At 63.4% G+C, this 24,248-nt stretch carries 19 protein-coding genes; 4 read left to right on the top strand and 15 right to left on the bottom strand.

What is annotated here, in order from left to right:
• Position 1 precedes the first annotated feature (1 nt).
• The 5 genes from rng to DOM66_RS11595 form a co-directional block, all read right to left on the bottom strand.
• Positions 2–1,465: a ribonuclease G gene (rng, locus tag DOM66_RS11615; RefSeq protein WP_110676341.1), complete on the bottom strand. Its 1,464-nt coding sequence runs from the start codon at positions 1,463–1,465 to the stop codon at positions 2–4.
• A gap of 176 nt (positions 1,466–1,641) precedes the next feature.
• Entirely contained in the window at positions 1,642–2,268 is a 627-nt protein-coding gene (locus tag DOM66_RS11610; RefSeq protein WP_110690200.1) for a Maf family protein, read from the bottom strand.
• A 66-nt stretch (positions 2,269–2,334) separates the two neighbouring features.
• Entirely contained in the window at positions 2,335–2,814 is a 480-nt protein-coding gene (mreD, locus tag DOM66_RS11605) for a rod shape-determining protein MreD (RefSeq protein WP_110676345.1), read from the bottom strand.
• Positions 2,815–2,816: 2 nt separating this feature from the next.
• Positions 2,817–3,791, bottom strand: a complete 975-nt coding sequence (gene mreC / locus DOM66_RS11600; protein ID WP_280951066.1) for a rod shape-determining protein MreC — start codon at positions 3,789–3,791, stop codon at positions 2,817–2,819.
• A 51-nt stretch (positions 3,792–3,842) separates the two neighbouring features.
• Positions 3,843–4,880: a rod shape-determining protein gene (locus DOM66_RS11595; protein WP_035473851.1), complete on the bottom strand. Its 1,038-nt coding sequence runs from the start codon at positions 4,878–4,880 to the stop codon at positions 3,843–3,845.
• Between the two features lie 193 nt (positions 4,881–5,073).
• On the opposite strand from DOM66_RS11595, the gene gatC reads away from it, so the two are divergent.
• From gatC to gatB, 3 genes are all read left to right on the top strand, one after another.
• Complete coding sequence (gene gatC / locus DOM66_RS11590; RefSeq protein ID WP_106420502.1) at positions 5,074–5,364, top strand: Asp-tRNA(Asn)/Glu-tRNA(Gln) amidotransferase subunit GatC; 291 nt, start codon at positions 5,074–5,076, stop codon at positions 5,362–5,364.
• A gap of 91 nt (positions 5,365–5,455) precedes the next feature.
• On the top strand, positions 5,456–6,922 hold the full coding sequence (gene gatA, locus DOM66_RS11585) for an Asp-tRNA(Asn)/Glu-tRNA(Gln) amidotransferase subunit GatA (RefSeq protein WP_110690199.1): 1,467 nt from the start codon (positions 5,456–5,458) through the stop codon (positions 6,920–6,922).
• Entirely contained in the window at positions 6,922–8,373 is a 1,452-nt protein-coding gene (gene gatB / locus DOM66_RS11580; RefSeq protein ID WP_110690198.1) for an Asp-tRNA(Asn)/Glu-tRNA(Gln) amidotransferase subunit GatB, read from the top strand. The genes gatA and gatB overlap by 1 nt, the downstream gene beginning before the upstream one ends.
• A gap of 89 nt (positions 8,374–8,462) precedes the next feature.
• On the opposite strand, the gene DOM66_RS11575 is transcribed toward gatB, so the two are convergent.
• From DOM66_RS11575 to DOM66_RS11555, 5 genes are all read right to left on the bottom strand, one after another.
• Positions 8,463–8,891 (bottom strand): hypothetical protein, encoded by a 429-nt coding sequence (locus tag DOM66_RS11575; RefSeq protein ID WP_110690197.1) that lies wholly within the window; start codon positions 8,889–8,891, stop codon positions 8,463–8,465.
• Positions 8,892–8,967: 76 nt separating this feature from the next.
• Positions 8,968–9,825, bottom strand: coding sequence for a tetratricopeptide repeat protein (locus tag DOM66_RS11570; RefSeq protein WP_188115177.1), 858 nt, complete (start codon positions 9,823–9,825; stop codon positions 8,968–8,970).
• The gene (locus DOM66_RS11565; protein ID WP_110690195.1) at positions 9,825–13,385 is read right to left on the bottom strand and encodes a T6SS effector BTH_I2691 family protein; all 3,561 of its coding nucleotides are present in this window, start codon (positions 13,383–13,385) and stop codon (positions 9,825–9,827) included. Before DOM66_RS11565 ends, DOM66_RS11570 begins: the two co-directional genes overlap by 1 nt.
• A 1-nt stretch (position 13,386) precedes the next feature.
• Entirely contained in the window at positions 13,387–14,271 is an 885-nt protein-coding gene (locus DOM66_RS11560) for a DUF4123 domain-containing protein (protein WP_110690194.1), read from the bottom strand.
• Positions 14,272–14,273: 2 nt separating this feature from the next.
• Complete coding sequence (locus tag DOM66_RS11555) at positions 14,274–16,766, bottom strand: type VI secretion system Vgr family protein (RefSeq protein WP_110690193.1); 2,493 nt, start codon at positions 16,764–16,766, stop codon at positions 14,274–14,276.
• Positions 16,767–16,891: 125 nt separating this feature from the next.
• On the opposite strand from DOM66_RS11555, the gene DOM66_RS11550 reads away from it, so the two are divergent.
• Positions 16,892–17,161, top strand: a complete 270-nt coding sequence (locus tag DOM66_RS11550) for a PAAR domain-containing protein (RefSeq protein WP_035469462.1) — start codon at positions 16,892–16,894, stop codon at positions 17,159–17,161.
• Here the strand turns inward: DOM66_RS11550 and DOM66_RS11545 are convergent.
• The 5 genes from DOM66_RS11545 to tagF all read right to left on the bottom strand — a co-directional run bounded on the left by DOM66_RS11545 (position 17,152) and on the right by tagF (position 24,217).
• Complete coding sequence (locus DOM66_RS11545; protein ID WP_110690192.1) at positions 17,152–18,351, bottom strand: hypothetical protein; 1,200 nt, start codon at positions 18,349–18,351, stop codon at positions 17,152–17,154. The two genes, DOM66_RS11550 and DOM66_RS11545, sit on opposite strands and share 10 nt — an antisense overlap.
• A 2-nt stretch (positions 18,352–18,353) precedes the next feature.
• Entirely contained in the window at positions 18,354–19,472 is a 1,119-nt protein-coding gene (tssA, locus tag DOM66_RS11540) for a type VI secretion system protein TssA (RefSeq protein ID WP_110675577.1), read from the bottom strand.
• A gap of 345 nt (positions 19,473–19,817) precedes the next feature.
• On the bottom strand, positions 19,818–20,348 hold the full coding sequence (locus DOM66_RS11535; RefSeq protein WP_035469455.1) for an Hcp family type VI secretion system effector: 531 nt from the start codon (positions 20,346–20,348) through the stop codon (positions 19,818–19,820).
• A 431-nt stretch (positions 20,349–20,779) separates the two neighbouring features.
• The gene (gene tssM, locus DOM66_RS11530; RefSeq protein ID WP_110690191.1) at positions 20,780–23,272 is read right to left on the bottom strand and encodes a type VI secretion system membrane subunit TssM; all 2,493 of its coding nucleotides are present in this window, start codon (positions 23,270–23,272) and stop codon (positions 20,780–20,782) included.
• A 27-nt stretch (positions 23,273–23,299) separates the two neighbouring features.
• Positions 23,300–24,217: a type VI secretion system-associated protein TagF gene (gene tagF / locus DOM66_RS11525; RefSeq protein ID WP_110675575.1), complete on the bottom strand. Its 918-nt coding sequence runs from the start codon at positions 24,215–24,217 to the stop codon at positions 23,300–23,302.
• Between the last annotated feature and the right edge of the window lie 31 nt (positions 24,218–24,248).

Here is a 24,248-nt window from a genome sequence, read left to right as displayed (position 1 = left end):
GTTACATCAACACGATGTCGTACTGTTCCTGGGAGTAGTGCGCCTCGACCTGGAACCGGATCGTCTTGCCGATGAAGGATTCGAGATCCGCCACCGCCGCCGACTCCTCGTCGAGCAGGCGGTCGACCACGGACTGCGAAGCCAGCACCATATAGGTCTCGGGCGAATAGGCCCGCTCCTCGCGCAGGATCTCGCGAAAGATTTCGTAGCATATGGTTTCCGGTGTCTTCAGCGTGCCGCGCCCATGACAGGTAGGACAAGGCTCGCACAGCGTCTGTTCCAGACTTTCGCGGGTGCGCTTGCGGGTCAGCTGCACCAGGCCGAGCTCGGTGACACCGGTCAGCTTGTTCTTGGCATGGTCGCGCTCGAGCGCCTTCTCCAGCACACGTAACACCTGGCGCTGATGCTCGAGCTCCTCCATGTCGATGAAATCGATGATGATGATGCCGCCGAGATTGCGCAGCCGCAGCTGCCGGGCGATCGCCGTGGCGGCCTCGAGATTGGTCTTGAAGATCGTCTCTTCGAGATTGCGATGACCGACGTAGCCGCCGGTGTTGACGTCGATGGTGGTCATAGCCTCGGTCTGGTCGATCACCAGATAGCCACCGGACTTGAGCTGCACCTTGCGCCCCAGCGCCTTCTGGATCTCGTCCTCGACGCTGTAGAGGTCGAAGATCGGGCGCTCGCCCGGGTAGTACTCGATGCACGACTCCACCGTGGGCATGAACTCGCGAGCGAACTCCTTGAGTTTGAAGTAGTTCTCGCGCGAGTCGATGCGGATCTTCTCGATCTGGTCGCGCATCACGTCGCGCAGCGTGCGCACGAACAGCGGCAGGTCGTCATAGATCGGGCTCGGGGTGGGCGCGCTGATCCGCCGTTCGGCCACCCTCAACCACAGCCGCTGCAGGAACACGATATCGGCGAGCAGCTCCTCGCGCCCCACCCCCTCCGCCGCGGTGCGGATGATGAAGCCGCCCTGCTGCTCGTCCGCCAGCTCGGCCTGGCCGCTCGCGACCAGCGTCTTGAGCCGCTCGCGCTCGGCGTCGTCCTCGATGCGCTGGGAGACACCGACATGCGGCGAGTCCGGCATGTAGACCAGATAGCGTGAGGGAATCGAGAGATGGGTGGTCAGGCGGGCGCCCTTGGAGCCGATCGGATCCTTGGTGACCTGGACCACCAGCGACTGTCCGGCATGCAGGAGATGACTGATCGAGGCGGGCTCGGCCTGCGGCGAATCGGGCGCCACCACCTCATTGACATGAATGAAGGCAGCACGCTCCAGTCCGATATCGACGAAGGCTGCCTGCATGCCCGGCAGCACCCGCACCACCTTGCCCTTGTAGATATTGCCGACGATGCCCCGCCGCCGACTGCGCTCGATGAAGGCTTCCTGCAGCACGCCGTTCTCGACCACCGCCACGCGGGTCTCCATCGGCGTCAGATTGATCAAAACCTCACCGCTCATGCGGGCATCCTTGTCACGGGTTGTCGGGCGCGGGTGGAATCCCTCGTCAGTTGCCGGTGCTGCTGGTGGCGATGGCTGTCTCGCTGTCAGGATTATGACACAGCCCCGGCACTCTCCCACAAGGCAGGGCCCCTCAGCGCCCTGCGCAAGTGGCGCTTCACGATAACAAGGTGCGCCTACAAGATCTGGATGCCCTGCGCCTGCAGGAGTTCCGCAGTCTCGTAGAGCGGCAGCCCGACCACCGCGGAGTAGCTGCCTTCGAGCCGCTCGACGAAGATCGCAGCACGCCCCTGCACCGCGTAGCCGCCGGCCTTGTCGGCTGGCTCGCCGGTGGCCCAGTAGGCAGCCATCTCCGCCTCGCTCAAGGTGCGCAGCCATACCCGGGTCGCCACCCGGCACTCGAGCAGCCCGCGGGGGCCGATCAGCGCCACCGCCGAGAGCACCCGATGCTCGCGCCCGGAGAGCGCGCGCCACATGGAGCAGGCATGCGCCAGATCACGCGGCTTGCCGAACACCTCATCGTCGCATACCACCACGGTATCCGCGCCCAGCGTCGGCAGCGCACTACCGCTGTGCCCCGCCAGCGCCTTCTCCCGCGCCAGGCGGCTGACGAAGATCTCGGGTGTCTCGTCGCTAACGCGCGACTCGTCGATATCCGCCGGCGAGACCTCGACCTCGACGCCGATGCTCGCGAGCAGCTCGCGCCGGCGCGGCGAGGCCGATGCCAGCCGCAACTGCGGCGAGGAAGCGGCAGACGAAGCCGCGGCAGACCCAGAAGAGGAGGAAACGGGTGCGCCAGACATGGCTGCGAACTCCTGAAACCGAAAGCGGATAGAAAGCGACACCCGACGCGGGCCGATCGAGCCAGCTCAGCCGATGCCCAGGCGGCGTCTGACGGCCTGCATCATGGTGAACAGCCAAGGCCACAGCAGTGCGCCGATCAGCGCCGGGATCAGGAACTCCAGACTCACCGAGACGGGACCGAAAATGGTGCGCAACCACTGCTCTACCAACTGCCCGATGCCCAGCAGTACGAACACCAGTACCGCCTGCTGCCAGATCGAATAGACCCGGAAGCGCTGGTAGAGCAGCAGGAAGAGATAGGCCAGCAGCGACAGCGTCAGCGCGTTCTGCCCCAGGGGCGCACCCTCGATCAGATCCAGCAGCAGGCCGAGCACAAAGCCATGGATGACCCCTACCCGCTGGGGTGTCGCCACGCACCAGTAGGCGAGCAGCACGCCGAGCCAGTCCGGGCGCCACACCAGCCAGGCGTCGGGCAACGGCATCACCTGCAGGCAGAGCGCCAGCAGCAGGGTGAACCAGACGAATAGATAACCGAAGAGCCCCATACTCACGGTGCCCCCTCCGCTTGCAGACGCAGCGCCGCTTTCAGCGCCGCTTCACTGACCCGATGGGCATCGGGATGCGCCGGGTCCCCCGGCCACACGATCTGACGCGCCATGCTCTCCGGGTCGCCCAGCCCGCTCGCATCCGGCGGCGAAGGCGGAAACAGCAGCAGGAAGTAGCGCGAACGCTCGGGCTGCGCGATCGGCTCGGCGGTGACTTCCATGAACGCCTGACTAGACTCACGCTTGACCTCGGTCACCCGCGCCACCGGATAGCCCTGGGGGAAGCGCCCGCCCAGCCCGGAGGTGACCAGCAGGTCGCCCTCGCGGATGTCGGCGGTGGCCGGCACGCTGGGGATATCGAGCGTATCCAGTTGGCCGGTGCCCTGGGCGATGAAGCGCAGACCGTTGCGGTTGATCTCCACCGGCACCGCATGGTTGGCGTCGGCCACCATCAGCACCCGGCTGGTGTAGGCGGAGACCGAGACCACCTGACCGATCAGCCCCGAGGCATCCATCACCGGCTGGCCGATATAGACACCGTCACGCCGCCCGCGGTTGATCACCATCTGCTGGGTGAAGGGGTCGGAGTCCAGCGACAGCAGCTCCGCGGTGATGTAGGGCACATCATCGGGGTTGGGCGCATGAAGGAGTTCGCGCAGGTGCACGTTTTCGGCGGTCAGGCTGGCCATGCGCTGGACCCGGTTGGAGAGCGTCAGCAGCTGCTCGCGCAGGCGGCCGTTCTCGTCGATCAGGCTCTGCTTGTCGGAGAACGCCATGGCGCCCCAGCGCACGCCCTCACTGGGCAGGCTCACCAGCCACTGGATCGGCGCCACGATGGAGGTCATATGGGAACGTGCCGACTCCACCGCACTGAAGCGGTGTTCGGCAAACATCAGCCCGAATGCGAGTACCGCACACAGCAGCATGCGGTACGTCGGCACCGGGCCGTAGGAGAACAGCGGTTTGATAGGCCTCACCCCCGCCTACCGGTGACCGGGCCGCAGGCGCGGCGCCGGTCGCGGATGGCCTCAATCGCTGGAGAGCAGTTCGAAGGTGTGCTGGTCGATCATCTCCAGCGCCTTGCCGCCGCCGCGCGCCACGCAGGTGAGCGGATCTTCGGCGATGATCACCGGCAGGCCGGTCTCCTCGGCGATCAACTTGTCGATGTCGCGCAGCAGCGCCCCACCACCGGTGAGCACCAGGCCACGCTCGGCGATATCCGAGGCCAGCTCCGGCGGCGACTGCTCGAGGGCGCTCTTGACCGCGGCGACGATCGCCGCCAGCGGCTCCTGCAGCGCGTCCAGAATCTCGTGGGAGTTGAGCGTGAAACTGCGCGGAATGCCCTCGGCCAGGTTGCGCCCGCGCACGTCGATCTCGCGCAGCTCGCCACCCGGGTAGGCACACCCAACCTCCTCCTTGATCCGCTCCGCAGTGGCTTCGCCGATCAGGCTGCCGTAGTGCCGGCGCACATAGGAGGTGATCGCCTCGTCGAAGCGGTCGCCGCCGATACGTACCGACTCGGAGTAGACCACGCCATTGAGCGAGATGATCGCGATCTCGGTGGTACCGCCACCGATATCCACGACCATCGAGCCCTGCGCCTCCTCGACCGGCAGACCGGCGCCGATGGCCGCAGCCATCGGCTCTTCGATCAGATAGACATCGCGGGCGCCGGCGCCCTCGGCCGACTCCTTGATCGCGCGGCGCTCGACCTGCGTCGACATGCAGGGAACGCAGACCAGAACGCGCGGACTGGGCGTGAGGAAGGTGCTCTGATGCACTTTGCGAATGAAGTGCTGCAGCATCTGCTCGGTAACGGTGAAATCAGCGATGACACCATCCTTCATGGGACGGATGGCAGTGATGTTACCGGGCGTGCGCCCCAGCATCCGCTTGGCGTCGAGACCGACGGCGGCGACGCTACGCATGTTACCGGATTGGCGAATCGCCACGACGGAGGGTTCGTCCAGGACGATACCGCGACCGCGGACATAAATCAGCGTGTTGGCAGTTCCCAGGTCGATCGACAGATCGCTCGAGAACAGCCCCCGTAAACGTTTAAACATGGAAACTTTTACCTAGTCCAGACCGGAACCCTGTGCGGACGCAAACGGTATCATCGTGGGGGGGAAGCAGCAAGCACGCGCCTGCCAGTTCGGGGCCGAATATGCTAAGGTTTGCGCCATTTATCGGCCTATCTTCACGGCGCGTTTTTTGGACCCCGTTTTCCACCCCATTTCGAGACGAGGAACGACACTCATGGCAATCGAACATGCGGACGTATTGAGAGCCGCGCACCTGGCTCGACTGGGCATCAACAGCGATGCCGAGGCGTCCGGCTACGTCGACGATCTGTCGCGCATTCTGGAGATGGTCGACCGTCTCCAGGCTGTCGATACCCAGGGCATCGAGCCGCTGTCGCACCCGCTCGACACCACCCAGCGCCTGCGCGCCGACGAGGTCACCGAGGAGAACCAGCGCGAACGCTTCCAGGCCTGCGCACCGGCTACCGCCGAGGGCCTCTATCTGGTGCCCCGGGTGGTCGAGTAACACACTCGCACGCGAGATCTTTTTCCGGGCCGGCGCCGCGCGGCGCCCACGGTTTCATAGCCAGACCCGCTTCTAGACAGGAATTCTCTCCATGCACGAGATGACGCTCACGGAACTCGCCAAGGGCCTCAAGGCCGGCGACTTTTCCAGCCGCGAGCTCACGACCAGCCTGCTCGACCGCATCGAGCGCCTGGATGGCGAACTCAACACTTTCATCACCGTGACCCGCGACCAGGCGCTGGCTGCGGCCGATGCCGCCGACCAGGCGCGTGCCCGCGGCGACGAGCGCCCGCTGGCCGGGCTGCCGCTGGCGTTGAAGGACATCTTCTGTACCCGCGGCGTGCGCACCAGCTGCGGCTCGAAGATGCTCGACAACTTCGTCTCGCCCTATGACGCCACCGTGGTCGAGAAGCTCGAGGCGGCCGGCATGGTCAGTCTGGGCAAGACCAACATGGACGAGTTCGCCATGGGCTCCTCCAACGAAAACAGCTTCTACGGCGCGGTCAAGAACCCGTGGGACAAGCACGCGGTGCCCGGCGGCTCCTCCGGCGGTAGCGCCGCCGCGGTCGCCGCCGGCTTCACCCCGGCAGCCCTGGGCACCGACACCGGCGGTTCGATCCGCCAGCCGGCCGCCTTCTGCGGCGTGACCGGGCTCAAGCCGACCTATGGCCGCGTCTCGCGTTACGGCATGATCGCCTACGCCTCGAGTCTCGATCAGGGCGGGCCGATGGCGCGCAGCGCAGAAGACTGCGCGCATCTGCTCGGCGCCATCGCCGGCCATGACCTGCGCGACTCCACCAGCGTCGCCCGGGTGGTTCCGGACTACCTGGCCGAGCTCGACACGCCCCTCTCCGGGCTCAAGATCGGCCTGCCCAAGGAGTATTTCGGCGATGGCCTCGACCCGGAAGTCGAGCGCGCGGTGCGCGAGGCGATCGGCGTCTACGAGTCGCTCGGCGCCAAGGTGTGCGAGGTAAGCCTGCCGCACACCCACCTGGCGATCCCGGCCTACTACGTGATCGCCCCGGCGGAAGCCTCTTCGAACCTCTCGCGCTACGACGGCGTGCGCTTCGGCCACCGCTGCGATGCCCCGGCGGGTCTCGAGGATCTCTACAAGCGCTCCCGCGCCGAAGGCTTCGGCGACGAGGTCAAGCGCCGCATCCTGATCGGCACTCACACCCTCTCCGAAGGCTTCTTCGATGCCTACTATCGCAAGGCGCAGCAGGTCCGCCGGCTGATCCGCCAGGACTTCCTCGACGCCTTCGACGAGGTCGACGTGCTGATGGGCCCAGCCGCGCCGACCCCGGCGTTCGATCTCGGCGCCAAGAAAGACCCCGTTTCTATGTATCTGCAGGACATCTACACCATCGCCATCAACCTGGCGGGCATCCCGGGCATCAGCGTGCCCGCCGGTTTCTCCGGCCAGGGGCAGCGGCCGATCGGCCTGCAGATTCTGGGCCAGCACTTCGCCGAAGCGCAGCTGCTCAACGTGGCGCATCAATTCCAGCAGGCGACCGATTGGCATCGCCGCCACCCGAGCCTCGAGCAGGAGACGATCTAATGCAGTGGGAAACCGTCATCGGGTTGGAAGTGCACGTACAGCTGGCGACCCAATCCAAGATCTTTTCCGGCGCCTCCACCGCCTTCGGTGCCGAGCCCAACACCCAGGCTTGCGCCATCGACCTGGGGCTGCCCGGCGTACTGCCGGTGCTCAACGAGGGCGCGGTGGCAATGGCGGTGCAGTTCGGCCTCGCCATCGACGCGCACATTCCCGACACCTCGCTGTTCGAGCGCAAGAACTACTTCTACCCCGATCTGCCCAAGGGCTATCAGACCAGCCAGATGGCCCAGCCCATCGTCGGCAAGGGGGAAGTCGAGATCGTGCTGGATGACGACGTGCGCAAGCGAATCCGCATCCACCATGCCCACCTGGAAGAGGACGCCGGCAAGTCGCTGCACGAAGACTTCCATGGCATGAGCGGCATCGATCTCAACCGGGCCGGCACGCCGCTGCTGGAGATCGTCTCCGAGCCCGACATGCGCTCGGCCAAGGAAGCGGTCGCCTACATTCGCGCGATCCACGCCATCGTCACCTACCTGGGCATCTCCGACGGCAACATGGCCGAGGGCTCGATGCGCTGCGACGTCAACGTCTCGGTGCGCCCCAAGGGCCAGGAAGCCTTCGGCACCCGCGCCGAAATCAAGAACGTCAACTCCTTCCGCTTCGTCGAGCGGGCGATCGAGTTCGAGGTCGAGCGCCAGATCGAGTTGATCGAAGATGGCGGCAAGGTGGTTCAGGAGACGCGTCTCTACGATCCGGACCTGGACGAGACCCGCAGCATGCGCACCAAGGAGGAAGCCAACGACTACCGCTACTTCCCCTGCCCCGACCTGCTGCCGGTGATGCTCGATGCCGCCTATATCGATCACCAGCGCACGACCCTGCCGGAGCTGCCTACCGAAAAGCGCCACCGTTTCGAGAACGCCCTAGGGCTCTCGGCCTACGACGCTGGCGTGCTCTCCTCGACCCGCCCGATGGCCGAATACTTCGAAGCGGTGCTCGCGGTGTGCGGCGATGCCAAGCAGGCGGCCAACTGGGTGCAAGGCGAACTCTCCGGGCATCTCAACCGCGAGAACATCGACATCAGCAACAGCCCGGTCACCCCGGAGCAGCTGGGAGGCCTGGTCAGCCGCGTGCTCGATGACACCATCAACGGCAAGGCGGCCAAGCAGGTCTTCGCGGCCCTGTGGAACAACGAAGGCCAGAGCGCCGACGAGATCATCGAGGCACGCGGGCTCAAGCAGGTCACCGACACTGGCGCCATCGAAGCGATGATCGACCAGGTCATCGCGGACAGCCCGGTGCAGGTCGCCCAGTACCGCGACGCCGACCCGGAGAAGCGCGGCAAGATGATTGGCTACTTCGTCGGCCAGGTGATGAAAGCCTCCCGCGGCACCGCCAACCCGCAACAGGTCAACGGCCTGCTCAAGCAGAAGCTGGACGAAGCCTGAGTCGGCACTGCCTGACAAACCAGCCCTGCCCCAATGCAAACGCCCATGGCCAAGGCCATGGGCGTTTGTGTATTGGTGATGCAATCAGCCTAGGCCGCCTCGGTGTGCACCCGCTGTTGCAAGGCCAACTTGCACCTCTCGCGATCCTCCTTGGCCAGGCTCTTGAGCGGAATCTTGAGCTTGCCTTCACCGGAACGGGCTTTGCGGTAGTAAAGCACACACTCGCGCGGGGTCGCTTCGACGCGCGCCAACTGGTCGAGGGCAAGGGTCGTACGCGGACGGATGATCGCCAGCTTGACCGAAACATGCTCATCCGTGAGACGAACCACCGGATTGAACTGGAACCAGAGCCCAGCCACGATCAGGGCGCAAGCGATGAGGATGGGCGCACCTGGAAAAATCGGCGAACTGGGAATCGCCAACAGCGACGCGAGCAATAATCCACCCCCGCCGCAAAGCGCGATAAGCGAGGAGATCTTGGCGTAAAAAGCCTGATCTGAATGCTCTTGAACCGGCATAGAAAACCATCCCTTAGCGTCGGACAGGCTGGCGTCAGTTTATGACTCACTACACACCAGCACCTACGCGAAAGCTTCAGTTGGCTCGACGGATAAAACCACCGCCAACCTGAACGTTGTGCTCTTTCTGCCACTCCTTGGACTGACGGAGAGCTTCGTCGATCTGCTCTTGAGTCATTTCCTTGGCAACGCGCTGCTTTCCTTCCACACCGGCAGATCCGCTAAGGTCGTAATACTTATAGGCTTGCACCAGATCAATCTTCGTACCAACACCTTTCTCGTAATATTCCGCCAACAAAGGAAACTCAGCTCTCTTATTCTCTGTAAACCTTGCAGAAGCAGCACGCTTCAACCAAATAAAAGACTTGCCCTCATCTTTTTTTACACCAATACCATTTTTATAAATATAAGCCAAGCCAGCTAAAGATTGCCTATCCCCCTGCTCCCCTGCCTTTTTCAACCAGCACATAGCAAGGCTCATATTCTTTTCAAAATACCCCGACCAATCTCTCCCCATGTAAGCCCTACCCAAGACTCTTTGGGAAAGCAAATATCCTTTTTCGGCTGATTCTCTTAAGAAATATTTAGCCTTATCGACGTCTCCCTCTACACACTGGCCGTCACGATACATGTTCGCAAGTACATATCCCGCATCAGCAACACCGTCACTCCAAGAATCTTTTAACTCTGAAAAAGCCAAGCGACAAGACTGCTTTACCTCAAACTCACGACTACCATTCAAATACAACAATCCGAGAAGGTATTTCTCTTCACCCGACCTACTTCCATCCCCCCCCATGAAATCTTCTTTCGAATAGTCTTCATAAGCTCTATTGAGAGCGGCGTCGCTTGGATCCTCAACAACAACCTCGGCGAAAGCTGAAAACGAAGCTGACAAAAGCACAGACAAAACCGCAACGATCAAAATCCTCATCATTCAACCCTCAGGACAAACGTATCACTTTTGGGTACAACATCGCCAGCAACCCGCATATCGATCAAAAAATCGACCTTACCACCAAGATCTGATTTATAATACTCACCCGACCACTGCATGTGGTACTGCCTCCCCACCAGCTCAAACTCCGGCCGTGATAAAACGCTTCTACTTATACGATTCTTTAGAACCAAACCCTCGCCAGCCCCCTCTTTGACGTATGACTCATCAAGCAACACATCAAAAGTGGATTTAGAAAAAAGCGTAGTCTTTAAAAAAACCCTATCGAGATCAGGAACAACAACCTCTAGTTTTATTCTCACCAAATCCGCAACACGTTCTTCTTCCGCTTGCCGCGCACTTGCATCCGAACTAATCCCCAAGGCACCGCCACCTTGAGAACCTGTACCCATATAATTTGCCGGGTTAGGCCTGACAGGCTCCCAAGACAACTCCACCAGCAGCCCTTGGAACACCATTTCCAGCGACCCCTGCTCGGACGCCATGTCGTCAAACGGCAGGACCTGCATCTCCTCCTGTGCCGATGGCTTACCGAGAATGCTTCGGTTCACCCACATCTGCACCGCCGGAGACACCATAGTAACGAATATAAAGCCAACCAAGAGTGTCACAAGGCCGACGAATAGACCTACGAAAACACCGACGACTGTACTTGCGCTGATCACGACGATCGAAGCAATACCGGCGATAACCCCAACCCCGCCGACGATCATGCCATAGTGGCCGGTAAGACTCTGGCCTGTCTTGCTGGCCTCGTTGGCTTCCGTCAACTTCTTCAGACCATCCCAGATCGAGATCATGCCACCCGCCGCGCCGAGCACGTCACTGACAAAGGCCCATTTAATCCCACCGATCATCGCGCCTTCCGTCGACAGGCCAAGGCTCGCCATACGGATCTTGTGGTAGCCTTCGATGCCCGCCATCGCACCGCCCGCCACGCTGACACCCGAGCCGATGATCTTGCTCCAGTCGGCACCCTCCTCATCGTCCTCGAAGGCGCCTCCTTGCCAGGAGACGATCAGGCTCCATAGCACCAGGCACGCACCGGCGACCTGGCCACTGCCCTTGTGGGCGCTGAGCAGGGTGTTGCCGATATCGCGGGCGTTCTGCGCCAGATCACCCAGCCGCTGCTGTTCATCCTCTGGCGTATAGCTATCAGCCGGTATCTCCGCACCACTCCCCCCCCTCACCGCTTTGACATCTACGTAGACCGGCAAGGCAATCCGAACCGTTCTGTCGCTATCGGCCATCGGCGCGGAAAAGTTGCCGACCATCCCATCCAGAGACTTCATTGCCTCGCTGGTATCGGCACCTTGATTCGGCTTTTTGGAACTTGCTTGCGAGACGGCGCGTAGCCACTGATAGAGTTCGGAGAGTTTGACCTCCCGCTCGACCATAGTGGGCGCCGGCTGCTCGCCGTCCAGTGCTTGCGGATCGGCCATGAAGGCCAGCTGGTGATAACGCACGAACTGCGAGAGCGCCGGCTTATAGTCCGGCGCGGGCACACCAGCGGCTCGGTACAGTACCAGCGAGGCAATCGAGTTGCCGATCGTCGTTGCCAGTAGATCCTGTATCGGGCGCCAACGGTTGATGATCTGATCGCTTGTCGGCGCGCGCCCGTCAGGCTTTTGCGTGCGTTCACGTACCTGCTGAAAGCGCTCACCCCAGGACTTTAGCGTCTGCGCCGATAGCTGTGACCCAGCGGGCAAGCTACCTAAACGCTCTCGGGCCTGCGCGATCATTTCGGCGTCATTGGCAAAGAGCGCCGCGAGTAGCGGCGACTCACTCGACTCGAGATCGTCGGCCAACAGCTTCCATAAGCCACCACTGGAGGGCGACATGATGCCGCCACGCAGTGCATTGCCTATCAGGCCACTGAGCCCCAGTCCGGTCCAGTAGTCGGATTGGCTATAACGGCCAATCACGGCGGGTAAACCATGCCTTGCCCAGATGGCATAGTCATCGTCGAATACGGCGGCCAAACTCTGGCAATGTGCCGTATTCTCTTCGTAATCGGCTCTGAAGCGGTCGAGAGCATCAGAGTCGTAAAGCTCATCGAGCTGGTCGGCGTGCCTATCCGCCGCTCGCTGGGCTTCGGATTTTAGATTTTGGAGCACACGCCGTTTATGCTGAAGCTCGTTATCTAGAAACAGTGTCTGCCGTTGCATTTCGGCTTGTCTGGCGATCGCCGGATCACTGCTAGCCGCCCGGCGGTCGAGTTCGGCCTGTTCATGCTCCAATTGCGATATCCGCTCTGTCAGCCGCTGCCTCTCTTCACGCAACTCTTCGGCTTCGCGCTGCTGATCACGTCGAAAGTCCTCCTTTTCCGTCTCAGCCTCGCGCACGGCCCGATTCAACTGGCCTAGACGCCGTTGGTGCTGGGCACGCTCACGGGGAGAGGAGTTTTCCCGGGAATACTCCTCCTCCTGAAAGGCATCCCGCTCGGCACGCGCCTTATCGATTTTGTCACTCAGTGACTGCTCCTGACTCGCCACGTAGTTACGCGCGAAGTTCTTCTTGAAGGCATCGATGGCCTGCATGCAGAGCAACTTGCGACGACGCACATTGTGTATCTGGGCCTCGTCGTCCTCTTCTTCCTTGTTGTAGAAGAACTCTTCGACGCTGGCCAGCGCTTGATGCCGATAGGCGTTCAACTCGTCGATGATGCCGATCTCGTCCTTGACCGCGAGAATGAGGCCCTTGCCCTGGTATTCACTGCCGGCGTGGTCTAGCCGGCGCTGCATGGCGTCCCTGAGTTCACTGGGTTTGAATAGCGATCGCGCCGGGCCGCTGGACCAGAACTGTTCATCCAGACTTCCTGCCGCCGCGCTGTACTCGGCGACTGTCTCCAGCTCATCGATGCCAAAGGCGCAAGATTGTCGCTGCCCGCTCACCCATGCCGGGATGTTCACCTGCTGCATGTGGGCCTGACGCCACGCCTCATCACTACCGATCATCTGGATGTGGGCGTTGGACCAGGGGTGTTCGCTGAAGGCGTAGTAAAGCGTGCCAGACTTCTCGGGAAACGGCAGGGTGACAATAGAAGCATTCAGGACATCGTCGGGCTTGGCCTGGCAGCTGTCGGGAAACTTGATTTCGTCCAGCGCCCGCGGTTGTAGCACCGGGAACTGATAGTACTTGCCATCGCTGGTGATCGCGTAGGCGTACCAATAATTCCCGTCTGTATTGTCCTGATCGTATAAGTAGAGATACCCCTGGCGTAGCTGACGCAGAATGTACTTATTGACCTGGCTGCCGGTGCTCTGCGTAAGCTCCGCCCTGACCTCGTCGGGCACACTTCTCGCCTGCTCTTCGCCGCCTACCAGGCTTTTATCCAGCAGTATGTCGGTGAACTCCTGGATTCTCGACGTCTCGAGTTCCGGTATATCGCCATTGCGGTCGTTACGCTGGCAGACGGCGTAGCGCACGGGAAGGATCGGTAGTCCCTTGCGTTCACAGAACTGGCAGCGCCCGCTCTCCTGGCCCGCCGCCTCATTTTCCGCCGCGTGAGCGCTCGCTTGAGATGGTGCCGTCATACTATGTCATCTCCCCCATGTCCGATATCGCTTCCCAGTCAGCGTCGGAAAGCTGATTCGACAATCCAATGTAATTCAACCGTCCGCCCAGGCGGCCCAGCAGTGCCTGCATGATCGGGTGGCGATGAAAATCGATCCGCGTGGTCAGCCCGTGAAGGACGAAGGTGGCCACGTCTGCCCGGTCTCGCAGACCGAGGTCGTGCGCGGCGACCAACAAGGTGTCGACGCTATTCACGGGCGCTGCCGAGAGCCCCGCCGAGCCAGGGAGGGTGCGATAGAGCTCCCGGCAGCGATTGATCTGGCCGATGCGCTGTATGGCCCGCCACTGCTCGGCGCTGGGTTTCAGGCCGCCGAGCCGGCGCACCTCCCCGTGTGGGTCGAGAGCGCGCAGCTGCAGCTCGGTATCGAGATAGACCCAGCGATCGATGGGCCCCAGCAGCGCCGAGAGCTGCCAGCGCTCGAGAATGCGCGGCAGGTGCTCCAGCACCCGGGGATCGTAGAAGCGCAGCAGGGCTGGTTTCCCTTCCGGCGTCATCTGCTTGAGCTGGCGGCCGAGATAGGTGGCAATGCTGGTGCTGGCATGGTGAGAAATCAGCCAGCCGCAGAGCGGCACTGGGCCGAGCAGCCCATTACCACGCTCGACGCGCTGGCGATCGAGTTGCGACGACAGCGCCGCGACGCGGCGTTGGTCTATCCGTTCGAGATAGAGACGCTGGGCCGGGGTCTGGGCCAGCAGCGGGTGGCGAATCAGCGTCGCCCGCTGGCGAGCCTCGCCACTCAGCGCCCAGTCTGGCGACTCCGAAGGGTCCACCAGACGGTAAAGCCGCCCTTCCCTGGCGGCCTCATTGGCTTCGGCCATCCACGCCGCATCACTCACGCTGCGCATCGCTAGCTTTCCACGCTTCCGTCACCGCTGCCTGCCGCAGCCTGGCTCTTGCTGGCACAGAGCACGTCTTCCCCCTCAGGCAACTCGGGCGGGGTGGCGTTCAGGCTCGCCGGCCCGCCGAAGTTCTTCGTCGCGCCCTTGACCGTGACCTTGCCGGGGGCGTGCAGCTCGATATCGCCGCCCTTGATGCGCACGTAGGCACCGCCGCTGACCAGCAGAATCTCCTTGGCGGCGGCGAAGTCGATCTTGTCTTCCGTGGAGGTCACCCCGAGATCCCGCCGCGCGGTGGCTTCCAGGTTGTCCGACTGCGCCTGGATATCCACCTTGCCCCGCGCCGCGAACAGCTTGATCCCGGCCTTCTGCACGAACAGCGAGAGCTTCTCGGAGATCGAGGCGACCAGGCTCTTGCCGGTGGCCAGGTTGACGTCCTCGCCGCTGGAGACGCTCAGCGAGCGGCCCTGGGCCAGGTGAGTCGATTCCGGCGTGCTCATCGTGATGCCGGCGGGCGAGGCCATATGCAGCCACGGCGCTTTCATGCGTGCCGCTTCGCCACGGCCGCCGCTGTCGGTAGCGCCACGGGCGTTGTCTTGCTTGGCCTGTCCTGATGAACCGGCAAGCTGTTCGCTGTTGCCGTAGGTGTCGTTGGCATCCTCGCCCGCCTGCTTGAGGTGAGTACGACTGTCGAGTGCTTCGGCGTTGTGATCCTGGGCACTCTGGCTCAACGTGTCGGTGAGCTGGTAGGCGCTGTCGAGCTGCTGCTTGGCCGGCGTCAAATCGAGCTGGTCGCCGCTGGCGCCGAGCTGGCCCCAACTGGTGAGGTAGAGCCCCTGATTGGCGCGGATAGTGCCATAGGCATCGGTGCGCAGCTCGAACCCGGTGCCGCGGAAGGCGNNCTTGCTCTTGAACCCTGAGAGCAGGCCGTGACTGTGCCAGTCCGGGGTCTGCTCGCCGTTGTAAACCCGGCCGGTGATCAGCGGGCGGTCGGCGTCGCCTTCGAGGAAGTCGACCAGCACTTCCTGGCCGATACGCGGGACGAACACCCCGCCCCAGCCGGCGCCAGCGTTGGGCTGGGAGACCCGCAGCCAGACGCTGGCATTTTCGTCCTGCTGGCCCTGGCGGTCCCAGTGGAACTGGACGCGCACCCGGTTGAGGTGGTCGGTGTGGATCTCTTCATTGGCCGGGCCGACCACGGTGGCGGTCTGGGGCCCGCCGATCACCGGGCGGCGGTGGGTCAGCGGATGGCGGTAGGGCTGGCTGCACCGCTGCGCTTCGAGATCGACCAGAAAGTGGCCGGTGCCGCCAGTCGCATAATCTGACAGACGCTCGCCGGTGGGGTCTGCGGTATCACTCTCGAGACCGTGCGCCTTCTTGGCGGCGTCGAGCTGAGGCTGCAGGCTGCCCGGTAGCGCCTGGAGCTGGGCCGAGACCGGCAGGGCGTTCTCGGCATGCACGGTCACGCCCAGCAGCAGGAACTGACGCTCTTCTTCGCCACCGCTGTCGTGCAGCGGATGCTGGGTGAGTTCGAACCAGCGCCCGGCCTGGAGCTGGCGTGCGCCGCCGCTGCCACGGAAGCGCTTGGCGCGGGATTCATGCGATTCGAGGCGGTTCTCGGTCAGCCGCTCACCGCGCTCATAGCCGTGGTAGTAGTACTCGCCGGCATAGTCGTAGAGCTCGGTCTTAGGCAGGTTGCCCTGGTCGCTCAAGGTATCCAGCCCGGTGCGCTTGGTCAGCGAGGGCTGCTTGTAGTCGAAGGTACCCACGCTGACCCGGGTGGGCTGCTGGGTACGCACGCCGCCCCACTGGTTCAGCGCATCCTCGCGCTCTGTGGCCGCCTGGCGGTGGAAGCGGATCGCCTGTGGGCTGACCGGTTGGGTGGTATCGACATCGTCGGTGATGACGATACGGTGGCCCGCATAATCATCGTCTTCGCCGGCAAATTCGGCGTAGTAGAACAGGCCCTCTTCCTGCATCAGCCGGCTGACAAAGTTCAGATCGCTCTCGCGGTACTGCACGCAGTAGCTGCGCGCCGGGTAATCACGGCGCAGATCGAAGCGATAGCGACCCTTGGCCAGGTCATAGTCGTCGAAGACCTGGGTCAGCACATCGACCACTGAACGGTCCTGGAAGATACGGCTGTCGCGGCCCAGGCCGAGCATCTGAATCCACGGCACCAGGGTGAGCTGGTAATAGGTGACGCCGCCATCCTCGCCCAGCAGCGCGGCCTCGGAGACCAGCCCGTGCAGCGGGCGATAGCTGCCATCGGCCTGCAGGATCGAGAGCCGCGCCGGCTGCGCCATCAGCGTCTTGAGTTCGATATCCCCCTGCTGGGAGATGCAGTCGAGGGTATAGGTGAAAGGCGCGCTGATATGCTCTTCGCCCACCAACCGATGGGGGACGAGCGCAGTGCCGGCGACGTCGAGGGTCAGCAGCCGCTGCGACTGCGACAGGTCGATATCGAACGTCTCGCGCAGCGCGTCGAGTGTGATGTCTGCCATGCTTACCTCCGCAGCCTCTTGCCGGCGGGTGCTTGTTCCCGCGTCGGGTCGGTGGCTAAATTAACGCTCGCCGGCTCGCCGAAACGAGCCTGCTCCTTTTCACCCTTGCCAGGAAGCCCGGACCGATGAAAGGCATCGTTGTACTCGGTGACGCCACGAGCCATGGCGGCAAAGTCATTACCGCACAGAGCAGCTACCTGATCGATGGCAAGCCCGTCGCCTGCGTCGGCGACAAGGTCACCTGCCCCAAGGATGGCCATGGCAGCACCACGGTGATCGTCGAGGGTCATCCGACCATGAAGGTCAACGGCAAGCCGGTCGCGCTGCACGGCCACAAGACCGCCTGTGGGGCGACCCTGATCTCTTCCCACAACGGCGACAGCGGTCACGACTGAACCTCCGCGGGCTGCGCGGCTGCGGCCAGGGCCGCGCAGCCTTTCAGCGCCCAGGCCTGGGTGCTCTGCTCCGCGTGCAGCGTGAGCACCAGCGCATGCTGCTCGGGAGTACAGGCCGCCGCCGCCAGCACGAACGGCAACACCCGGGTGGCTTCACCGCTCCAGCCGCACAGCGCATCGACGCCCAGACCATCGTCGACCGTATCCAGGTCTGGCCAGCGCTCGACCACCGCACCGCCCAGCTCTACCGCCCGTCCGGGCAGACCCAGCGCATCGATCACCAGCCGCGAGGGCGCCGCTGACGCGGTCTCATCGCCCCCCGTCTGCTCCTCTGCCTCAGACGATGGCTCCGCCGCCGGCCATAGCTCGTCGAGCAGTGCGATCAGCGCCTGGCGCTTGTCGTGATCGCGCCGGGTCGCCCGCGGCGCATGCTCCCGCCGGATGCCCGCCTCCAGGTACCAGCCGCTGTCGAACGCGGTAGGCTCCTGCGCGGGCGTCAACCGCTGCAGCAGCAGCACCGCCACCGCCTCACCGGGATAGAGGCCGCCGCCACGTGAGGCCCGCGCCAGCAGGTCGCGATAGCGCAGCGACCCCACGTCACTGTCGTTGATCAGTGAGTCCACGCCGATCCACAGCACATAGGGCATGCCGCCCTGCTCGCCGACGTCGAGCGTGGCGTGCGGATCCGCGCCTTCCGGGGCCAACCGCACCTCGCCCAGACAGGCGCCGTACTGGGTCTCGGCGATGGCATCACGCAGGCGCGACTGCACGAGTTCCGCGGCTTCGCCGGCACGCAACGGCGCGCTGAGCAGCACATCGAAGTGACTCTCTTCGGGCAGCGCCTCGAGCATCATCAGCGCCTCGATCACCACCGTCTGGATCAGTTGGTGCAGTCTCAACGCCTTGGCGTCGAGCCGGCCCAGGCGCGGCTCGTTCACGCTCATGGCGTCGCCGACCCGATGCACCAGCAGGCGATAGCCATCGGCGCCGTAGAGGCTCGACGAAAGTTCCGGGGTGGCGGGTTCGGGTATCTCGCCGCTGCGGATGAATCCGGCGGCGGTCAGCGCCAGACCATCGATGAGCCGAAGCCGATCGGGAAGATAGTCGCAGCGGGTCTCCACCGGCGCTTCAACCGGCTCACTGACGACCTGACGCTGATGCAGGAGATCGAATATCGAGGCGCGGGACATGGTCAGTAGTCATCATCCTTCGGCTGCGTACCCAGGGTGTCGCGGATGTTGTCGATCACGCCGTGATCCTTGATCACATCCTTGAGCCACTCCTCCAGCGGCATACGGCCCCACTTCACCGCCCGCTCGATCAGATAGGGCACCGGGCTGTGGGGCTCGCGCTCCTTGAAGTAGCGCGCCACGCCGTTGAGCATCTCGAAGGCTTCGTCGCGGCTCTGGGGTTTGGTACGCAAAGCGCCCGTCGGCTCGACGCCCGCAGGGGCAGACAGACTCGGCTCGACCCGGGTCGACGCGGGCTCCTCCGCCTTCACCTCGGCAGCGGCCTCGGCGTCGGCGCTGGCAGAGACGTCGGCACCGCGCTCGCGCAGCAGTTTCTCGGTCAGTTCGCGGCACTGCACCAGCACCTTCTGCAGTCCGGCGAAGCTCGGCGCATCACGTCCGAAGCGCTGATCGCCGATCTCGTCCAACTGCTCCAGCGCGACCAGGGTGGCGGCAATCACGGCGTGACGCTGCTGCAGGAAGTCGGTACTGGTGAGCACCACCGAGCGCTGGAAGATCTCATCGTTGATCTTGCCATCGCTGAGGGCGCGATCCATGGCATCGGGGTCGTTGCGCGCCTGGTTCTCGACCTGGCGCGACTCGTCGTAGTCGGCCAGCCCGTAGCCGTCACCGTCGAGCAACGGTAGCGTGCGCACCACGCCGATCAGCGTGTCGCCCAGCCAGCTCAGCCGGGCCGAGCGCTCTTCGAGGTCATCCTCGTCGAGTTCGGGGTAGAGGGTCTCCCAGTACTCGTCGAGCAGCCGGGCTTCGAGGGTCAGGCCGAAGGCGATACCGTCGAAACCCTCGCGATGCGCCAGCCCCTCGCACAGCCAGCCGGCGAGCTGGAGATCCTTGCTCTGCGCGATCAGCGCCTCGCTGGTGAGGTTGATCACCTGGCCCCAGTCGGACTGCTTGAGCTCGGTCTGCCACTCACCTTGCGGGAGATAGGTCGGGTCGGCGCGGCGCGCCTCCTTGATCTGGTCGAACAGCAGCGAGAAGGTCAGATCCTCGCCGCCGGCATGGCCACCGCCCTCGATGGGGGCGAGTAGCGCCTCGATAGAGAGTTCGCCGAGTTGATCCATGTCGTCCCTCGTCAACGGCTCGGGCCGCGGCGGCTATCGGCGCAACGCTCGCCCCGGCAATAAAAAATGGCGGTACTCGTCATGACGGTATTGGCAGTACCTGGACCGCGATGACTCACCGGGAACGGCACGGGAAGCGCGCCCCGCCGTTCTCGGTCAGTCGACGCATCATCCGTTGCAACGGGTCGCCGGCACACGGTACCAGCAACGCAAACGCCCGCACGGCTCCCACAGGGGAGCCGCCGGGCGTCGGCGCCACGCTCCTCGCCCGCCGCCACGGGCGAGGAGCATGCCACCCGGCCACTCGCGCGGAGTGGCCGTCGCAACTCGGGCGCGAGCCCGGTATCAGGCGTAGACCTTGTTGCGCGTGCGGTCCCAGCCGCCGGCGACGTTGCCGCCACCCTGGCCGTCGGAACGCTTCTGCTGGGTGTAGGTGATCTTGATCCGCGCGTAGTTGAACTTGACGGTCTCGTACGGCAGGTCGTGACGATCTTCGCTCTCATTCTGCTCGAAGCCGGTCGACACGGAGGTGCCTTCCATCTCGGTCGAGGAGACGATCACCTCTTCCAGCTTGACCTCCATGTAACGCACCTTGTCACCACCGGCGCGGTTCACGTGCAGCACGACTTCCTTGATATGCTGACCTTTACAGCAGGACTCGAACAACTTGGCGGACGCCTTGTCGACGAACTTCTGAATGCGGAATTCGCTCAGATTGACGCGCTCGGCCGAGGCACCGCCGGCAGAACTGGCGGTCGCCGAGGTAGCCTGGCTAGCGCCGAAGTCGAAGCTCTTCAGTTCGATCCAGTCGACATGCTTGTCGTCCAGGCTTTCACCGGGGATGCCGTCGATTTTGAGATACGCATCGAATGCCATGTGCTCTGTTCTCCTATTTACTCACTCGCGAATAGCCGCTCCTGATGCGCGATGGCAATCGACCTCGCGCATACCGGGCGACCCCTGGCCCACTTGACGGCCATCGAAACCTCCGACGACCGAAAAGCATACAAACCTCAACCAATTGATCTTGCTAGGTAAAGCAGCAACGCCAACAAATAACGAAGTTTAATTAGACAATATCAGAACACATGCATACGCTCTTTTTGTAAGAGATTGCCGACAAAGGCATGGCAAATCTCTTACATGATCGCAGCCGGTTTCAAAATGCCTCCGACACGCTGCAAAACCTCACACGATTCTGGTGAACCTCAATTATATCCACCCATCTTAAACTTTAAAGACAATCTCTACATTTAAACACACTTTACATAATTCGTTACATTCTCGAAAAACAGCAGTGCGTCCCATCACTGCTGCTTCTTGACTTCGATCTCCACCCGGCGATTCGGCGCCAGACACTCGATCAGTTGTGCCCGCGGCTGATTGGGGTCGCAGGTCACCAGCGGCCGTTCGCTGCCCGCCCCCTTGGCCTCGATCAAGCCTGCCGGCACGCCCTTGCCCACCAGGTACTGGCGCACGGTCATCGCCCGCTGCAACGACAGCTGCTGGTTCACCGTCTCGTTGCCGATCGGGTCGGCGTGGCCGGTGATCAGGATCTGCCCCAGATCATTGGTGTTGAGCAGGCGCTGGGCCAGCTCGTCCAGCTCCTTCTGCCCCGCCTGCTGCAGGCCGGCGTAGTCGCCGCGGCCGAAGGCGAACAGGGTGTCGGACTCGAGCACGATGGTCTCGGTACTGGTCAGGGTCTGCTCCAGCAGGCTGTCGATATAGTTGCGGCTACTCGAGACCAGGAAGGCGTTGGAGGTGATCCGCGGTACGTCCGGCTCGTGGATCTGCTGACTGTAGAAGTCGATCTGGCGCCCGGCGTAGCGATAGTCGGAACGGTCCTCGTCGATCTTCGCCCCGGTGCGGCGCTGGATCGCCGGATACCAGAACGCCGGCAGGCGATTGCGTAGGGCCTCGCTGTCGATGTCGTCACGCTCCATGTCCGACAGCATCAGATAGGTATCCAGCGTATTGCGCCCGAACTTGGCCAGTGACTCCGCGGTGTTGTCCCGCGGGCGGGCATAGGGTGCCACCGTGTCGGGGCCATCCACCGCGTGCAGCTCGTCGGTGGTGCGTTTATAGACACCGATGGTGGTGAGCGAAAACAGCGAGCGGGTCAGATTCTGTTCCACCGGCTCCAGCATCACCGTGCGCAGGCGATCGAAGTAGTGCTCGCGGATCGCCGGGTCGATCGCACCCCCCTGGTAGAGCCCCCAGCCCATCGACCAGGGCACGCCGTCGCCGTGCTCGCGCTGATAGTAGTGGCTGCCCCAGTCGCGCAGCGCGTCCAAGCTGTGCCAGCGGGCGTACTGAGTCGGCTGCTGGTCATCCTCGGCCGCAGCCTCGGCGAAGGTGTGCGACATCGCTTCGATCTCGCCGTGATTGCGCACCGCCGAGGTAATCCACAGGGTACAGGCGACGATCCCCAGCGCGGCCGCGGCGAGCCCCCAGCGCAGCTTGCGCCGCTTGCCACGCACGTCACTCGAGTAGAGCCCGGCCAGATGGCGGTCGGCGATGATCACCTGACGGAACAGGTTGCCGATGAAAAAGGCGTGATTGACGCGCTCTTCCGAGAGCTGCCCGGGCTTGGCCAGGGCGAAGTGACGACCCACGCGACTGGCGTGCTCGCCTTCGATGGCATCGCCCTCCTGCAGGGCGCTGACGAAGTAGAAGCCGCGCAGCAGCGGTGCACTCTGGTAGGGGTTGGCGTTGGTCAAGGCATCGACGAAGCGGGTCAGCGAGTCACGCAGCGCCGCCAGCTCCAGCGGAAAGCGGAAGGCCGCCACGTCGCGGCGGGTATCGACCACGTCGCGCTGGACGATTTCGTCATCACCGACCTGCAGCCAGTGATGGCACAGCGCCTGCAGCGCACTGTCGAACTGCTGCCCCCAGTTGACGTCGCTGGGCTGCTGATGCGGGAAGGTGTGGCCGAGTACGTCGCTGCTGTGCTGCGGGTCGAGCCGCTCGAAGAAGGTGGTGAAACCCTCGATCAGGTCACACTTGGTGAACACCAGATAGATCGGCAGCCGCGCCTCCAACTGCTCGCGCGCCTCCTGGATGCGCTCGCGCAGACGCCGGGCCAGGTTGTTGCGCTGGGTGTCGCTGGCCTGCACCACGTCACTGATATTGACCGCGACGATCAGACCGTTGAGCGGGCAGTGGCGGCGATGCGACTTGAGCAGCGCGAGGAAGCCTTTCCACTTGCCGACCTCCTCCTCGCTGTTCATGTAGCGCCCGGCGGTATCCAGCAGGATGGCGTCGGAGCTGAAGAACCAGTCGCAGTGGCGGGTGCCGCCCATGCCGGCGACCCGGGCATTCTCGCGCTCGGCAAAGGGGAAGTTGAGCCCGGACTCGTAGACCATGGTGCTTTTGCCCGCCGCCGGCTGCCCCACGATCATGTACCAGGGCAGCGCATAGAGCGCGTCGTTGCCACGCTGACCCTTGCGCTTGCCGCTCTGCTTGAGGCGATCGATGGTCTTGAGCAGACGCTCGCGCAGCAGACTGATCTCTTCGCGGTCCTGGGGGCTCGCCTCGAGCACCGCGGCATCGGCGTCCTCCATCAGCAGGTGCTCGAGATTGCGCTTCTGCCCCACCCCACGGTAGAGCAGCAGCACGTAGAGCGCCGACGCCAGCAGGAACAGCACGATCCCGCTGAGCAGGCTGGCCAGCGACGAAAAGCCCAGTGCCACGCCCAGCCGCCAGACCAGAAAGATGGCGGCGAAGAACAAGAGCCCCAGAATGTAGGGCTGGTATTTGAAGAAGGCGTACTTCAGATAAGCGATTTTGAAACGTTTCATCGGTGCGATCTGCTCATGCTCGGGCGCCTACCGTGCGTCGCACGGAAATTGCGCCATGAAATCGGCCAGACTCAACCGGGTATCCGGGAGCGGCAAGGTACCGGGATGCGGCTCGTCGTCCGCAAAGGGCGACAGCACGTCGATGCACAGACGTCTGTCGTCCGGGTTCGAGAGCACCTCGAAGAACTGTTCCGCGCTCTGCCACACCGGCATCAGCAACAGCCGCGGGCGCATGAAATCGTCGACCAGCAGACTCATCACCGGCGTGCCGCCGGGGCAGGCGGCACCCAGCCACTGCTGCCAGAGATCGGCGACCGGGCGCTTGAGCCCGCGCTCCGCCGGCAGTGGCAGCATCACCGCCTGGGTGCTGCCGGCCCGCCAGCGGGTCAGCGCATAGTGCAGGCGATGCAGGCAGCCGCCACTGACGAACTCCGGCCATCCCCACTCCAGCGCCTTGGCCACGTCGGCGAAGCTGTAGTCGAGCAGGAAACGCTGATGGATGCGCTGATAGAGCGCGATGTCCTGATCGTTGAGCTGGCGCAGCTCGCCGATCGCCGCCACCGGGTCGATCGGCGAGGCGCCATGTACGGAGTCGGTGAGAATCGTCCGCGCCTGTGCGGCGAAGATCTCGCCCAGGGTGTTGATGCAGGGCAGTATCTCGGGGCGCCCTTCCGCCTTCAGCGTCTGGAAGACGAAGAACGGATAACGCCGCCCCGAGGCGTCCGACGAGCTGATCATGGCGCCAGTCACATCGCTGCCGTTGCGCGCGTGATAGTTGAAGAAGCACACCGGCAAGGCATCGAAGCGATGCTTCCAGTCGTCGTGATCGAGAAACTGCAACAGCGCACTCTGTAACCACTGGTCGAGCTCCTGAATCACTGCACCGGTGGCGTTCACGCCCACGAAGTCGGCCTGCGTGGGAATCTTGCCAAAGCAGCCGATCATGCCGACACCCTCTTCATTACCCGACTACACC

The organism is Salinicola endophyticus (assembly GCF_003206575.1).
In the GTDB taxonomy this organism is placed as follows: domain Bacteria; phylum Pseudomonadota; class Gammaproteobacteria; order Pseudomonadales; family Halomonadaceae; genus Salinicola; species Salinicola endophyticus.
This window is presented reverse-complemented; position numbering and strand designations above follow the sequence as displayed.